We start from the raw sequence: 13,894 nt of genomic DNA, 5'->3' as shown, positions 1-13,894 counted from the left end.
GCGGCGCCCTCTTCGTCAGGTGATTCCATGCCCCAGCCTTCCTCCGCTCTTCTCACTGCCGTCGACCTCACCAGGTCCTACGGCGACCGCACCGTCCTCGCCGGGGTGAGCCTCGCCGTCGACCCGGGTCACCGGACCGGCCTGGTGGGCGAGAACGGCGTCGGCAAGTCGACGCTCCTGCGCCTGCTCGCGGGGGTCGAGGACCCCGACTCGGGGACGGTCACTCGGCCGCCGGACCTCGGCTACCTGCACCAGGAGCTCCCGTACGGCCCGACGACGTCGGTCGGCGAGGTCGTCGAGGACGCCCTCGCGGGGGTCCGGGAGATCGAGCGCGAGCTCGAGTCGGCGGCAGCGGCGCTCGCCGAGCTGTCCGACGCCGGGGTGTCAGAACGAGCGAGCGGTATGGGCAACGCTCGTTCTGACAGCTCCGGTGCGGACGTCGACGCCCTCACCGCGGCCTACGACCTGGCGCTCGCGCGCGCCGAGCAGTCGGACGTGTGGGGGGCCGACGCCCGTGCGTCCCGCGCCCTCGCGGGCCTGGGCCTCGACGTGATCCACCGCGACCGCCTGGTCTCGCGGCTCTCGGGCGGGCAGCGCACGCGGCTGGGCCTCGCGGCTCTCCTCATCCGCCAGCCGGGCGCGCTCCTGCTCGATGAGCCGACCAACCACCTGGACGACGAGGCCGCCGAGTTCCTCGCCTCGGCCCTGCGCGCCCTGCCCGGGGCCGTGCTGCTCGCGAGCCACGACCGCGTGTTCCTCGACGAGGTCTGCACCGAGATCCTCGATCTCGACCCGTCGCAGGAGGCCAGCTCTGCGGGTCGCACGGGCGGCACCCTGTACGCGGGCAGCTACCGCGACTACCTGCGGGCCAAGCGTGTCGAGCGGGCCCGCTGGGAGCAGCAGTTCGCGGCCGAGCAGGACGAGCTCAAGGCGCTGCGCCGGTCGGTCGCGACGACGGCCCGCAACGTCTCGCACAACCGTGAGCGCGGCAACCAGTCGAAGCTGCTCTACGACGCCAAGGGCGAGCGCGTGCAGTCTCAGGTCTCTCGGCGCGTGCGCAACGCGCAGCAGCGCCTCGACACGCTCCAGGCGGAGCAGGTGCGCAGGCCGCCCGAGCCCTTGCGGTTCGCGCCGCCGCACCTCGTGCGTGAGCGTGCGACGAGCTCGTCCCCGGGACGCTCGGGCGGGCGGCGTGGCCCCCGGGGTGCGTCGGACGGGACCGACGGCCTGGCGCTGTGGGCGCGTGACGTCGTCGTGCAGGGAGGGGCGACCGAGCCCGACCCCGCAGCCCCCGGGCGCCCCCGCCTCGACCTGCGGGCGTCCGGGGTGCCGTCGATCGACCTCGCTCCGGGCGCCAAGCTGCTCGTGACCGGGGCCAACGGGTCCGGGAAGTCGACGCTGCTGCACGTGCTCGCGGGCGACCTGCAGCCGTCGTCGGGCACGGTGGGGCGCGCGCGAGGCGTCGACGTCGCCCTGCTGGAGCAGGACGTCCGCCTGCACGACGACGCGCGCACCCCGCGCGATCTGCTCGCCCTCGTCACGGGGCAGGACCCCGCGGACCGCCCGCACGTCGACGCGCACGGGCTCGTGGCGCCCCGCGACCTGGACAGGCCCCTGGGCATGCTGAGCGTCGGCCAGCGGCGGCGGGTCGTCCTCGCGATGCTCGTGACGCAGGCCCCCGACGTGCTGCTGCTCGACGAACCGACCAACCACGTGTCCCTCACGCTCGCGGAGGAGCTCATGGCCGCGGTCGAGACGTGGCCCGGCGCCGTGGTCGTCGCCTCGCACGACCGGTGGCTGCGGCGGACCTGGAAGGGCGACGTGGTGCACCTCGGCTGAGGCGACGAGGGGTTGTCGGCGAAGCCGTCGGCGCCCCTCAGAGGGGCACGGTGAGCTGCGCGCGGATCTCCCGCACGACCTCCTTCTGGACCTCGACGGGCGGTGCCCCGTCGGGATACAGGCCCAGCAGCGTCGCGAGCCGGAGCTGCGCCTCCTGGAGGTCGGCCAGCCGGCGGCTCTCGGCCCGCCCGCCCGCGCGGCGGGCCGCCTTGCGCGCCGCGCGGCGTCCGTGGACGGACCGCAGGGCCTCCCTCTCGCCGGGGGGCACGACGTCGTCGGGCTGGTCGGCGAGCGCCGCCTCGAACCAGCGGTGGTCGATGTGCCGCGCGTACCGGAACACGAGCACGAACGCGAGGATCAGGACGACGTACTTGAGGACGACCGACGCGAACGCGCCCGCCTCCGACGCCGGGAAGAAGATCTCGGGGGCGTTCCACGCGAAGTGCAGCACCCAGGCGAGCGCGTAGGTCGCGACCGCCACGGCGACGCGCCGCACCGTGGAGACGTGGAACGCCACGAGGGCGTAGGCGATGCCGAAGCCCGCGATCGCGGTGAACATCGCGTGCCCGCCCAGGCCCACGAGCACGCGGCTCAGGCCGACCTGGAGAGCGCCCACGGCGTCGGCGTTCGGGTCCATGATGGCGCCCTGCACGATGTAGCTGACGTTCTCGCTGACCTCGAAGCCCAGGCCGACCATCGCCCCGTAGACCAGGCCGTTGAGGGGGCGGGTCACGTGTGCGCGGCCCGCGTACAGGACCAGGACCACGCCGAGGAGCTTGATGAGCTCCTCGTCGGTCGGCCCGACGACGGCAGCGGCCCAGGAGGCGAGGCCCACCCCCTCGAACACGGTGATGAGGTGGTCGTTCGCGACCACGACGAGCGTCGGCGCGACGACGAAGCCCCACGCGTAGGCCGCGACGAGCATGCCGCCCGGCTCGTCCTCGAACAGGTCGAGCCGCCGGATGATCGCCGTGAGGAGCAGCGTGACGACGGCCGCGAGCAGGATCCCGATCCCCAGACCCTCGGGGGTGAGGAACACGTCCTGGCGGGCGACCCGCAGCATCCCGAAGCCGGCGACGACCAGGCACACCCAGTACAGCCAGGTCGCCCACTGGTAGTGGGGGAAGAGGCCGCGGCGCCGCCGCCCGGGTGAGCTCGTGGGGAGGACCACGGGGACGTTGCGCAGGCTCTGCTCGGTCATGAGATCGTCACCGCCTCCACCAGGTCGGCCACGGCCCCGGCCTGTGCCTGGAGGTCCGACGCCGTCCCGTACGCGAGGATCGACACCCCGCCCTGGGCGTGCTGCGTCGTGACCTTGACCGAGAGCGAGGCGGCCTCGGGGCCGCCCGACCGGAAGACGCCCGAGACCTCGGCGGGGTCGCCCTCGGACACGATCTGCGCGTCGTACAGGGTCGTGCCCGTCGCCAGCTCGGCGAGCCGGGCCCGCCGCGTGAAGAACACGTTCGGACTCTCGACGCCCGAGACGACCTCGATCTGGACCTCGACGCCCCGGCGGTCGACCGTGAGGCTGCCGCCCTCGAACGTCGACTCGCTCGCGTCCCCGGACGCGCTGATGTCGGCCGTGGTGGACCATCCCGCAGGGAACCGGACCGTCGCGGTCGAGGCGCCGTCGGACACCGTGACGACCCTCCCCGCGGGGATCTCGGTCTCGGTGGGCGGGGTGCCTTCGTCGACCGCCGTCGGGACGAGCCACAGGGCGACCATCGCGAGCAGCACGACGGCCGTCGCGACGGACCCCACGCGGTCCATGCCGAAGCGCCCGCGGCGTTCGGGCCGCAGCAACGGGGGAGGTTCGGGGCGCATCGCTCTCCTTCGGCTCGTCCGGGTCGGACGTCACTCGATGCAAGCATCGGGACGTCAGGTCCGCGACCGGGACGACCGCGGACGCCGCGGGGAGGTGACGTGGACGACACGTGCTGATCCGCCCTTCGCATGGTGAGTGTGGGCGGCGATGCCTAGGGTCGAGACATGAGCGAAGAGCGGGCACGCGCCGCACTGGAAGCGTCCGGGATCGACTTCACGATCACCCGTCACGGCCCGGTGAGCTCCCTCGAGGAGGCGGCGGCGGCGCGGGGGATCGACCCGGCGAACATCGTCAAGACGCTCGTGGTGCGCCGCGGTGACGACGACTACCTGTTCGTCCTCGTCCCGGGCGACCGGACCATCTCGTGGCCCAAGCTGCGGACCCTCCTGGGCGTCTCGCGCCTGTCCATGCCGGACAAGGAGGTCGCCCGCGAGGTCACGGGGTACGAGCGAGGGACGATCACCCCGTTCGGCGCGACGACGGCCTGGCCCGTCGTCGCCGACTCCCGTGTCGTCGACCGTGACGGGACGTCCCCGCTCGTGTCGATCGGCGGGGGTGCTTTCGGCGTCGCGGCGAGCGTCGACGGCGCGAGCCTCGCGACGGCGTTGGGCGCGCAGGTCGCGGACGTGACCGAGCCGGTCTAACCTCTCAGAGTTTGACCTTCACGGATCCCGACCGCGGGAACACCGTTCATTGCCCGATCGTTGACCAGGAGGACGGTCCGCGAGGCCACCCTCACCGACTGACGGAGCACGAGAAGAGCATGACCATCCCCAGTACGTACGACTCAGGCATCAGCTACGAGGCGACCCCCGAGGGATCGCTCATCTCCCTGTGGGGAGAGATCGACGCAGCGCTGAGGGACCGCGCGAGCGACGCCATGGCGCAGGTGCTCACGCACCCAGGACCGGTGACGATCGACGTCGGACGCGTGACGTTCATCGACTCGTCGGGCATCGCCTTCATCCTCCAGGTCTACATGCTGGGCTCCGAGGACGGGCGTCCCGTGGTCCTGCAGGACCCGACGACCTCGCTCGAGGACCTGCTCGACATGATCGGCATGGGCGGGACCATCCCCGTCGTGCGGACCGCGACCGCAGGGTCGTAGTCCGCGGGGCCCGTTCGGCCTGCACGGGGTGACGACGAGGTCATCCCTGAGGCTTCGGGCTGTGGCGCAGGGCTGTGGGTGGCGCCCGCTACCGTTCGGGTCATGCGCATCCTGCACACCTCGGACTGGCACCTCGGTCGCACGCTGCACGGCGTCGACCTGCTGGACCACCAGGCTGCGTACCTCGACCATCTCGTGGAGGTCGTCCGCTCGGAGGGGGTCGGAGCCGTCCTCGTCGCGGGCGACGTGTACGACCGTGCCATCCCGCCCGTGGACGCCGTGAACCTCCTCTCGGACACGGTCGCACGGCTCGCCGAGCACGCGGACGTCGTGCTCACGCCGGGCAACCACGACTCGGCGATCCGGCTGGGTTTCGGGGCGTCGCTCATGCGTGCGGGCGTCCACTTCCGGACGCGTGTGCCCGACGTCGGCACGCCCGTCGTCCTGGACCCCGCCGCGCGCGGTGGCTCGGGCGGGCGCGTCGCGGTGTACGCGATGCCCTACCTCGACCCGGACGCCGTGCGGTGGGAGCTCGCGGACGGGTGCTGTGCTGCCGTCGACGACGGCGAGGCCCCTGAGGCGAACCAGGTTCCGACACGTGAGAAGGGACCGTTGCCGCGCTCGCACGAGGCCGTGACCGCGGCGGCCGTGCGACGGGTCAGGGCGGACATCGCGCGCCGCCGCGAGGGTGGCGGTGACCGGTTGCGGAACGTGGTCGTGGCGCACGCGTTCGTCGTCGGCGGGCAGGCCTCGGAGTCCGAGCGGGACATCCGGGTGGGCGGCGTGGACTCGGTGCCCGCCGGGGTGTTCGGAGGAGCGGGCGTGGACTACGTGGCCCTGGGCCACCTGCACGGCCCGCAGACCGTCACGGTGCCCGGTGTTTCACGTGAAACCACAGGTCAGGATCGCGACGCGGCCACGACGGCCCGCTACTCGGGGTCGCCCCTCGCGTACTCGTTCTCGGAGATGCACCAGAAGAAGTCGACCGTCCTGCTGGACCTCGACGCGACCGGAGACGCCCGGACGGAGCTGCTCCCGGCGCCGGTCCCGCGACGCCTCGCCGAGGTCACCGGGACGCTCGACGACCTCCTCGGGGCGTCCGGTGAGCCGCACACCGACGACTGGCTCCGCGTGTTCGTCACCGACCCGGCCCGGCCCACCGAGATGTACGCGCGCGTCCGCGCACGGTTCCCGCACGCGCTCCAGGTCCAGCACCGCCCACCGGTGACGGCCGAGCGCACGGTGATCTCCGTCGTCGGGCAGGGGCGTGACCCGCTCGAGGTGACCCACGAGTTCGTCCAGCACGTCACGGGGACGGGCCCCGACGAGGCCGAGGGAGCCGCGCTGCGTACCGCGCTCGAACGCGCCCTCGCGAGCGAGCGGAGCGCCTGATGCACCTGCACACCCTGACCCTCCAGGCGATCGGGCCGTTCGCCGGGCGCCACGTGATCGACTTCGGCGAGCTCGCGACCTCGGGCATCTTCCTGCTCGAAGGCCCCACGGGGGCCGGGAAGTCGACCATCATCGACGCCGTCGTCTTCGCGCTGTACGGCAAGGTCGCGTCCGAGGCCGCGAGCGAGGACCGGCTCCGCTCGGCGTACGCCGCCCCCGACGTCGAGTCGTTCGTGGACCTCGTCTTCGAGACGGGTTCCGGGGTCTACCGCGTGCGACGGACCCCCGAGTTCCAGCGCGCCAAGAAGCGCGGCACCGGGACCACGACCCAGCAGGCCGGAGTGAAGCTCTGGCGGCTCGCGGGCGCGGACCAGGCCGTCGCGGCGCCGGGGGCCGACGCCGACGACGTGCCCGGCGAGCTGCTCTCGACGCGGCTCGACGAGGCCGGGCTGGAGATCCAGCGGGCCGTCGGGCTCGACCGCCGACAGTTCGTCCAGACCATCGTCCTGCCGCAGGGGGAGTTCGCGAACTTCCTCCGGGCGGACCCCGAGCACCGTCGCAGCCTGCTCCAGAAGGTCTTCGGGACCGAGATCTACGACCGCGTGCAGACCGAGCTCGCGGCACTGAACCGCGAGGCGCAGGGCGCGGTGTCCGTCGCCAAGGGAGCCGCGACCGGAGCCGTCGAGAACTTCGTCGGTGCCGCCGGGCTCACGAGCGACGCGGCGGCGACCCTGCGCGAGGCCGCGCGCGACGACGTCCGGCTCGCGGGGCCGCTCGACACGGCCGACGAGCCCACGGGCAAGACCGGCGTCGACGGCGGCGGGGATGGGGACGGCGACAGCGACGGGGCCGGCGGGGTCGGTGACGACGCCGCCCAGGTCGCGGCTGTTGCCGCCCAGCCGTCGGTCCGGACCCTCGTCCACCGTCACGTCACGGCCATGCAGCGGACGGCCGACGAGCTCGGCGCACGGGAGGTCTCGGCCAACAGCGCGCTCGTCGCGGCCCGTGACGCCTTCGAGGCGGCGCGCACGCTCAGCGCAGCAGTCGTGCGCCGCGACGCCCTGCTCGCCGAGCAGGCGGCGCTCGACGCCGCCGCGGACCAGGTGGCCACCGACCGGGAGGTCCTCGCCGCCGCGCAGCGGGCCGCCGTCGTGGAGCCCGTGCTCGCGGGCGCCCGCCGCGCCGCCACGGAGCACGCCGCCGCGCACGAGCGGCTCCTGCTCGCCCGCACGGGGGTGCCGGAGTCGCTGGCCTCGGCCGACGTCACGGCCCTCGACGTCCTGCGGTCGAGCCTCGCCGCTGCGAGCGCGCGCCTCGCCCGGCTCCTGCCCGTCGGGGAGTCGTTGCCGATCCGGGAGCGCGACCTCGTCGACGGCCGCAAGGAGGTCGAGCGCGACCGCGAGGAACGCGCACGCGTCGTCGCGGACCTCGCGGCTCGTCCCGCCGACCGTGCCGTGCGGGAGTCGCGCCGCGACGAGCTCGCCGACGTCGCCGGACGGCTCGGCGAACGGCAGGAGAAGGTGCTCGCGGCCGAGTCCGTGCTGCGTGCGGCCCGTCAGGCAATCGAGACCGGCACGGCTCTCGACACCGCCCGGGCTGGTCAGGAGCGGGCGGTCGCCGACGCCCGCACCGCGTCCGACGCCGAGCACGCGCTACGCACGGCCTGGCTGGGCGGGATCGCGGGTGAGCTCGCGGCGGGCCTGGAGCCCGGGGACGCGTGCCCCGTGTGCGGCGCGCACGAGCACCCCGCGCCCGCCCGGACGAGCGACGAACACGTGGGCCGGGACGACGTCGAGACTGCGGAAGCCGCGCGCCGGGCCGCGGAGGAGGTCGTCGCGGCGGCGTCCGCCGAGGTCGCGACCCTCGCCGAACGCCTCGACGGGTTCCTGCGGGCGGCGGGAGGTGTCGAGGTCGACCAGGCGCAGGTGGCGCTCGCCGCGGCCAAGGAGCTCGTGTCGGCATCCTCCGCAGCCGCCACCGAACGGGCCGCGGCGTCCGCGGCTCTCTCGGCCTTCGACGCCGAGACCGGCGACCTGACCACCCTGGCCTCGACCCTCGCCGAGCGGGTCGCGGGCGAGAGCGCGCGCCTCGACGCCCTCGCCGCGGGGATCGAGCAGGACCGCCGGGACATCGTCGCCGAGCTCGACGCGACCGGACCGCTCCTCGCCGACGCCGACCTTCCGGACCCCTGGGCCGACGAGGGCGCGCCCGCCAACCCCGTCGCGGTGCTCGCGGCAGCGCTGCGGGACCGCGACCTCGCCGTGAGCACCCTGCTCGACGCCGAGGCTGCCGTCGCCCGCGCGTCGGCCGCGCTCGAGGCTCGGGCTGCCGAGGTCGCGGCAGTCGTCGCCGAGGCCGGGTTCGAGGACGAGCACGAGGCGGTCGACGCGCTCCTGGCGACGGAGAGCCGCGAGGCGCTCGAACGCAGGCTCCGCACGATCGACGCGAACACCGAGCGCATCCGGCGGGGTCTCGCCGAGGAGGCGATCGTCTCCCTGCCCGCGGACGTGGACGTCGACCTCGACGGGGCGCGCGACGCCGTCGGGCAGGCAGAGGCTGCCGAGAGGATGGCCGCCCTCCAGGCGAACGGCGCGTCCCGGCGGGCGACCGCGGCGGCCACCGCCGCGACGGAGATCGAGTCGACCGTGGCCGCCTGGGGCCGCGCCCGCGAGGACGCCGCACCTGTCGCCCGCATGGCCGCGCTCGCCGCGGGGTCCGGCAGCGACAACGCCAAGGCACTGTCCCTCGCGACGTTCGTGCTGGTCAGGCGCTTCGAGGACGTCGTCGCGGCAGCCAACGAACGCCTCCGCGAGATGTCGGACGGCCGCTACGAGCTCGAACGGTCCGACGAGAAGGAGGACGTCCGCACGCGCCGGACCGGCCTCGCGATGAAGGTCCTCGACCACCGCACCGAGCAGGCGCGCGACCCCCGCACGCTCTCGGGCGGCGAGACCTTCTACGTGTCGCTGTGCCTCGCGCTCGGCATGGCCGACGTCGTGAGCGCCGAGGCGGGAGGCGTCGACCTCGGGACGCTGTTCGTCGACGAGGGCTTCGGGACGCTCGATCCCGAGACGCTCGAAGCGGTGCTCGGTGAGCTCGGCAAGCTCCGCGCGGGGGGCCGAGTCGTCGGCGTCGTGTCCCACGTCGACGCGCTCAAGCAGTCCATCGCGGAACGCGTCGAGGTGCGGCGGCTCGCGAACGGGTCGAGCACGCTCACGGTGCGGGCGTAGCGCCGGCCTCCGGGGTGGCCTCGGGTTCGGCGCAGGGCGTCAGCGGGAGAGGTCTCGCGCCCGCAGCAGCACCGCGTCGAGCATCTCGGGCGTCAGCCGGCCCGTGAACGTGTTCTGCTGGCTGACGTGGAAGCAGCCCAACAAGGTCAGGTTGCGCCCGTCGGGGTGCGCGACCCGTACCTCGGCCCCGTGACCGAACACCGGTCGAGGCCGCGGCACCGCCCACCCCTGGTCGGCCAGCGTCGCGAGCAGCGCCTGCCAGCCGAACGCCCCGAGCACCACCGCGACCCGTGGGCCGACGAGCTCGAGCTCGCGCCCCAGGTACGGCGCGCACGTGCGACGCTCGGTCGGGGTCGGCTTGTTCGCGGGCGGGGCGCAGCGCACGGGAGCCGTGACGCGGATACCGGTCAGCTCGAGCCCGTCGTCCGCGCTCACCGACGTCGGCTGGTTCGCGAACCCCGTGCGGAACATCGACGCGAACAGGAAGTCGCCCGACCGGTCGCCCGTGAACATGCGTCCCGTGCGGTTCGCGCCGTGCGCGGCGGGCGCCAGCCCGACCACGAGGACCGCGGCCCGCTCGTCGCCGAACCCCGGCACGGGCCGCGCCCAGTAGGTCTCGTCGCGGAACGAGGCGCGCTTCTCCGCCGCGACCCGTTCGCGCCAGGTGACCAGGCGCGGGCAGGCCCGGCACCCGACGAGCACCTCGTCGAGCGCCGCGACGCTCCCGGCGGAACGGACCTGGAGGGGGTACGTGACGTCGTCGGGCCCGACGACGGCGCCCACCTCGCGCGGCACGTCGCGTCCCGAGGGGCTCACCGGCAGGACCGGGCTGCTGTCACGCCTGCGGGACGAGCTGCTGCAACGCCCAGGTGTTGCCGTCGGGGTCCGCGAAGTACGTGAACCGGCCCCATGGCAGGTCCTCGACGGGAGGGGCGTCGACGCCGTGGTCGAGGAGGTGCTGACGGGCCACGTCGGCGTCGGGCACGACGATCTGCAGGCCGCGCTGCGCGCCCGACGGCATGTCGGTCATGTTGACGTCGAGCACGATCGAGCAGGCGGAACCCGGAGGGGTGAGCTGCACGAACCGCAGGTCGTCGTTGACGGGGATGTCGTGGTCGGCGTTGAACCCGACCTGGTCGACGTAGAACGCCTTGGCCCGGTCGATGTCCGACACGGGCACGGGGATGAGCTCGAGCTTCCAGTCCATGGTCGTCGCTCCTGCTGATCGGCTGGTGACCTGCGCGGCCCGCCGGGGGGCGGGCACGTCTCCACCGTACGAAGAGAAGCGGCCACCCGCTGACCGGGACTCCCCGCAGCCCCGCGGCGGGTGCGGTGGGCTCAGGCGTGGCGGCCGCGGCGGGGCTCAGGCGCGGCGGGTCACCGGGGCCACGGGGGCCGCCGCCTCGGCCGCCTCGACCACTGCCTCCGCCGCAGCGACGACCCCGAGCTCGGAGGCGTCGGAGACCAGCACCGGCTCGTCGGCCGTGTCGGTCGCGGCCGGTGCGCCCGTTGCGGCGCCGTCGGCCGTCCCGTCGACAGGAGCCGCACGCAGCGACCGTGTGAGGCTCAGCAGCAGCAGTCCCGCGACCGAGATGACGCCGAACATCACTGCGGCCATGGTGATCGTGACGTCGCCGCCGATGAGGCCCGTCAGGGGCGCGATGCCCGCCCCGACGCCGAACTGCATCGCCCCGAGCAGGGCAGCGGCGCTGCCCGCGCGGTGCGCGTTGCGCTCGAGGGCGACCGCGGGGACCGACGGCATGACGAACCCGGCCGTGCCGAGCGTCAGGACGATGAGAGCGACGATGACGGGCAGGCCTGCGCCGCTCAGGGTCGCGGCGAACAGCGCGGCCGACAGCAGGATCCCGACCGGCACGATCACGCGCAGGATCTGCTCGGGCGTCACGCGCCCGACGAGCGCGCCGTTGACCTGGCTGCCGATCGTCACCGACACCGCGCCCGCGCCGAAGATGATCGCGTACTGCTGGGCGCTCAGGCCGAACTGCTCCTGGAAGACGAACGTCGACGCCGAGATGTAGGTGAACATCGCGGCCATGTAGAAGCCGCCGAGCAGCGCGAGGCCGAAGAACGACCAGTCGCGCACGAGCGACCCGTATGAGCGCAGCGCCGCGACGGTCCCTCCCGTCCGTCGCCTCGCGGGGGGCAGCGACTCCTTGAGCCGCAGCGCGGCGAGCACGAGCAGCAGCACGCCGAAGACGGCGAGGGCCACGAACATCAGGCGCCACGAGCCCATGCGCAGGAACTGGGCGCCGATCGTCGGGGCGAGGATCGGCGCGACGCCCACGACCAGCATGAGGCGCGCGATGACCTTGCCGACCAGGAAGCCCTCGAAGTTGTCGCGCACGATCGCCATCGACAGGACCATGCCTGCCGCGGCCGTGAGGCCTTGGACGAACCGCAGCACGGTCAGCATCTCGATCGACTGGACGAACACGATCCCGACCGAGGCCAGCACGTAGATCGAGAGCGCGGACAGCAGCGGGAGGCGCCGACCGATCGCGTCGGAGAGCGAGCCGATGAGGAGCTGGCCCAGCGCCAGGCCTGCGAGGGTCGCGGTGAGCGTGAGCTGGATGCGGGACTCGGTCGTGCCGAGGTCCGTGACGATCTGCGGGAAGGCCGAGAGGTACAGGTCGATCGTGAGCGGGCCGATCGCCGTGAGCGCCGACAGCAGCAGCACGAAGCCGACGGTGATCCGGGTGGCGCGTGTGGGCGCGGACGCCGAAGACGCTGACGGGGCTGCCGGGCGGGAGACTGCGTCAGAGGTGGACGACGCTGGTGGTGGGGTGGCCATGACTGCGCCAACCCCGACCACCAGGTCGTTGTTCCCGGACGGCGTACGGCATCCGAGGGGTGAGACGGGTCAGGCCTGCGCGCGCGTCGCGCCACGCGACCCACTGCTTCACGAGGGACAGGTCGTAGTCGGGTCCGCTGACCCCGACGGTGAGGAGCGTCGCGCCGAGGCCCACGAGCTCCTCGCCCACCTCGGCGGGCGGGCGGTTGACCGCGACCGACCGCTCGACGAGCGAGGCCGTGTCCCGACCGACGGCGGCGCCGTGCTCGTCGAGGATCGCGCTCTTGCGGGCGAGCGTCGCGGCGTCGCCGAACGAGTGCCAGGCCGTCGCGTGCTCGGCGACGATGCGCAGCGTCTTCCGCTCACCGCCGCCGCCGACGAGGATCGGGATCTCGCGCGTGGGCGCCGGGTTGGACGCGGCCCAGCGGGACTTGATGCGGGGGAGCGCGTCCGCGAGGTCGGCGATGCGCGAGCCCGCGGTGCCGAACTCGTAGCCGAACTGGTCGTAGTCCTTCTCGAACCAGCCGGCGCCGATCCCGAGGATCAGGCGGCCGCCCGAGATGTGGTCGACCGTCCGGGCCATGTCGGCGAGCAGCTCGGGGTTGCGGTAGCTGTTGCACGTGACGAGCGCCCCGATCTCGACGCGGCTCGTCTGCTCGGCCCACGCGCCGAGCATGGTCCAGCACTCGAAGTGCTTGCCGTCGGGGTCGCCCGTGAGCGGGAAGAAGTGGTCCCAGTTGAAGATCACGTCGACCCCGGCGTCCTCGGCGCGGGCGACCGCGTCACGGATCTGGGGGTAGTCGGCATGCTGGGGCTGGAGCTGGACACCGATGCGTACGGGACGAGTCATGGGGATCACCCTAGACAGACGGCGTGCCGCGGTGGCGAGGCCTTTCCCGAGGACGCACCCAAGTCCGCAGGTCACAGATGTGCAACGGCCAGGCGATGTCCAGATTCGGCACCTACTGTGGGCGGATGAAGCGATGGTGGTGGGTGGTCGGCGGGCTCGTCGTCCTGGTGCTCGTGCTCGTGGTGGTGGACCGTGTCACGGTGCGCATCGCCGAGGCGACCGCGGTGCGGTCCATGGAGCAGGGGGACGTCGAGCTGATCGACGCGAACCTCGACATCCTGGGCTTCCCGTTCCTGACCCAGGTCGCGGGTGGCGAGCTGGACCATGTCACGGGGTCCGCCGCGACGGCGACGTTCGGCGGGTACACCGTGACCGACCTGCATCTCGACGCCCACGGCGTCTCCACGAGCGACCCCTACGTCGTGCGGTCGGGGACCGCGACGGGGTTCCTCGCGCCGTCGTCGCTCGACGCGGTCGTGAGCAAGGCGGCCGGCGACCAGGTCACGTTCAGCACCGAAGGGGACCTGCTCGTCGCGAGCATGGACGTCCTGGGGGTGCCGCTGTCCGCGAGGCTCACGCCGCGCGTCGACGGCAACACGATCGCGGTCGACGTCTCCGCGCTCACCCTCGGCCCTGCGACCATCACGATCTCGGACCTCCCGGCCCCGATCGCGAGGCTCGTGACGAACCTGACGGTCCCGCTCGACCTCCCGCCCGGCGTGAGCCTCACCTCGGTCGGGGTGAGCGACGGGGCGATCCGGGTCGAGCTGTCCGGGAAGGACGTCGCGCTCGCGGACCTCGCGGTGTCGTGAGCCGCGCGTGAGAGACCGGGTGGGGT

Annotated in this window: 12 protein-coding genes; 6 read left to right on the top strand and 6 right to left on the bottom strand. The window is 73.5% G+C overall.

The window, feature by feature from the left end:
• The first annotated feature begins 27 nt into the window (after positions 1 to 27).
• Complete coding sequence (locus tag WFH32_RS14650) at positions 28 to 1,839, top strand: ABC-F family ATP-binding cassette domain-containing protein (protein WP_336708062.1); 1,812 nt, start codon at positions 28 to 30, stop codon at positions 1,837 to 1,839.
• Positions 1,840 to 1,876: 37 nt separating this feature from the next.
• Here the strand turns inward: WFH32_RS14650 and WFH32_RS14645 are convergent, their stop codons facing one another.
• The gene (locus WFH32_RS14645; protein WP_336708061.1) at positions 1,877 to 3,040 is read right to left on the bottom strand and encodes a PrsW family intramembrane metalloprotease; all 1,164 of its coding nucleotides are present in this window, start codon (positions 3,038 to 3,040) and stop codon (positions 1,877 to 1,879) included.
• A complete protein-coding gene (locus tag WFH32_RS14640; RefSeq protein WP_336708060.1) occupies positions 3,037 to 3,663 on the bottom strand; it encodes a hypothetical protein in 627 nt (208 codons plus the stop codon). Before WFH32_RS14640 ends, WFH32_RS14645 begins: the two co-directional genes overlap by 4 nt.
• Positions 3,664 to 3,828: 165 nt before the next feature.
• On the opposite strand from WFH32_RS14640, the gene WFH32_RS14635 reads away from it, so the two are divergent.
• The 4 genes from WFH32_RS14635 (at position 3,829) to WFH32_RS14620 (ending at position 9,394) form a co-directional block, all read left to right on the top strand.
• Positions 3,829 to 4,308, top strand: a complete 480-nt coding sequence (locus tag WFH32_RS14635) for an aminoacyl-tRNA deacylase (protein WP_336708059.1) — start codon at positions 3,829 to 3,831, stop codon at positions 4,306 to 4,308.
• A 119-nt stretch (positions 4,309 to 4,427) separates the two neighbouring features.
• Positions 4,428 to 4,772 (top strand): STAS domain-containing protein, encoded by a 345-nt coding sequence (locus WFH32_RS14630; RefSeq protein ID WP_030152374.1) that lies wholly within the window; start codon positions 4,428 to 4,430, stop codon positions 4,770 to 4,772.
• 102 nt (positions 4,773 to 4,874) lie between these two features.
• A complete protein-coding gene (locus WFH32_RS14625) occupies positions 4,875 to 6,164 on the top strand; it encodes an exonuclease SbcCD subunit D (protein ID WP_336708058.1) in 1,290 nt (429 codons plus the stop codon).
• Entirely contained in the window at positions 6,164 to 9,394 is a 3,231-nt protein-coding gene (locus WFH32_RS14620; RefSeq protein WP_336708057.1) for an SMC family ATPase, read from the top strand. Before WFH32_RS14625 ends, WFH32_RS14620 begins: the two co-directional genes overlap by 1 nt.
• A 39-nt stretch (positions 9,395 to 9,433) precedes the next feature.
• Here the strand turns inward: WFH32_RS14620 and WFH32_RS14615 are convergent, their stop codons facing one another.
• The 4 genes from WFH32_RS14615 to WFH32_RS14600 all read right to left on the bottom strand — a co-directional run bounded on the left by WFH32_RS14615 (position 9,434) and on the right by WFH32_RS14600 (position 13,056).
• Positions 9,434 to 10,210, bottom strand: coding sequence for a uracil-DNA glycosylase (locus tag WFH32_RS14615; protein ID WP_404821987.1), 777 nt, complete (start codon positions 10,208 to 10,210; stop codon positions 9,434 to 9,436).
• 19 nt (positions 10,211 to 10,229) lie between these two features.
• Positions 10,230 to 10,601, bottom strand: a complete 372-nt coding sequence (locus tag WFH32_RS14610) for a VOC family protein (RefSeq protein ID WP_191794608.1) — start codon at positions 10,599 to 10,601, stop codon at positions 10,230 to 10,232.
• Between the two features lie 156 nt (positions 10,602 to 10,757).
• Positions 10,758 to 12,092 (bottom strand): multidrug effflux MFS transporter, encoded by a 1,335-nt coding sequence (locus WFH32_RS14605; protein ID WP_336708056.1) that lies wholly within the window; start codon positions 12,090 to 12,092, stop codon positions 10,758 to 10,760.
• Between the two features lie 79 nt (positions 12,093 to 12,171).
• Positions 12,172 to 13,056 carry an LLM class F420-dependent oxidoreductase gene (locus tag WFH32_RS14600; protein WP_336708055.1) on the bottom strand — a complete coding sequence of 295 codons (885 nt, stop codon included), beginning with the start codon at positions 13,054 to 13,056 and terminating at the stop codon, positions 12,172 to 12,174.
• 125 nt (positions 13,057 to 13,181) lie between these two features.
• Here WFH32_RS14600 and WFH32_RS14595 point away from each other — a divergent pair, with 125 nt between their 5' ends.
• Complete coding sequence (locus tag WFH32_RS14595; RefSeq protein WP_191794557.1) at positions 13,182 to 13,868, top strand: LmeA family phospholipid-binding protein; 687 nt, start codon at positions 13,182 to 13,184, stop codon at positions 13,866 to 13,868.
• Positions 13,869 to 13,894 lie beyond the last annotated feature (26 nt).

The organism is Oerskovia sp. USHLN155 (assembly GCF_037145535.1).
Classification (GTDB): domain Bacteria; phylum Actinomycetota; class Actinomycetes; order Actinomycetales; family Cellulomonadaceae; genus Oerskovia; species Oerskovia rustica.
The sequence above is the reverse complement of the archived record's forward strand: the minus strand, read 5'-3'. Positions and strand labels throughout refer to the sequence as shown.

Bases quoted from the DNA above. Each gene is read 5' to 3' on its own strand.
- WFH32_RS14650 (WP_336708062.1), top strand. From the start codon at position 28: ATGCCCCAGCCTTCCTCCGCTCTTCTCACTGCCGTCGACCTCACCAGG.
- WFH32_RS14645 (WP_336708061.1), bottom strand. From the start codon at position 3,040: ATGACCGAGCAGAGCCTGCGCAACGTCCCCGTGGTCCTCCCCACGAGC.
- WFH32_RS14640 (WP_336708060.1), bottom strand. From the start codon at position 3,663: ATGCGCCCCGAACCTCCCCCGTTGCTGCGGCCCGAACGCCGCGGGCGC.
- WFH32_RS14635 (WP_336708059.1), top strand. From the start codon at position 3,829: ATGAGCGAAGAGCGGGCACGCGCCGCACTGGAAGCGTCCGGGATCGAC.
- WFH32_RS14630 (WP_030152374.1), top strand. From the start codon at position 4,428: ATGACCATCCCCAGTACGTACGACTCAGGCATCAGCTACGAGGCGACC.
- WFH32_RS14625 (WP_336708058.1), top strand. From the start codon at position 4,875: ATGCGCATCCTGCACACCTCGGACTGGCACCTCGGTCGCACGCTGCAC.
- WFH32_RS14620 (WP_336708057.1), top strand. From the start codon at position 6,164: ATGCACCTGCACACCCTGACCCTCCAGGCGATCGGGCCGTTCGCCGGG.
- WFH32_RS14610 (WP_191794608.1), bottom strand. From the start codon at position 10,601: ATGGACTGGAAGCTCGAGCTCATCCCCGTGCCCGTGTCGGACATCGAC.
- WFH32_RS14600 (WP_336708055.1), bottom strand. From the start codon at position 13,056: ATGACTCGTCCCGTACGCATCGGTGTCCAGCTCCAGCCCCAGCATGCC.
- WFH32_RS14595 (WP_191794557.1), top strand. From the start codon at position 13,182: ATGAAGCGATGGTGGTGGGTGGTCGGCGGGCTCGTCGTCCTGGTGCTC.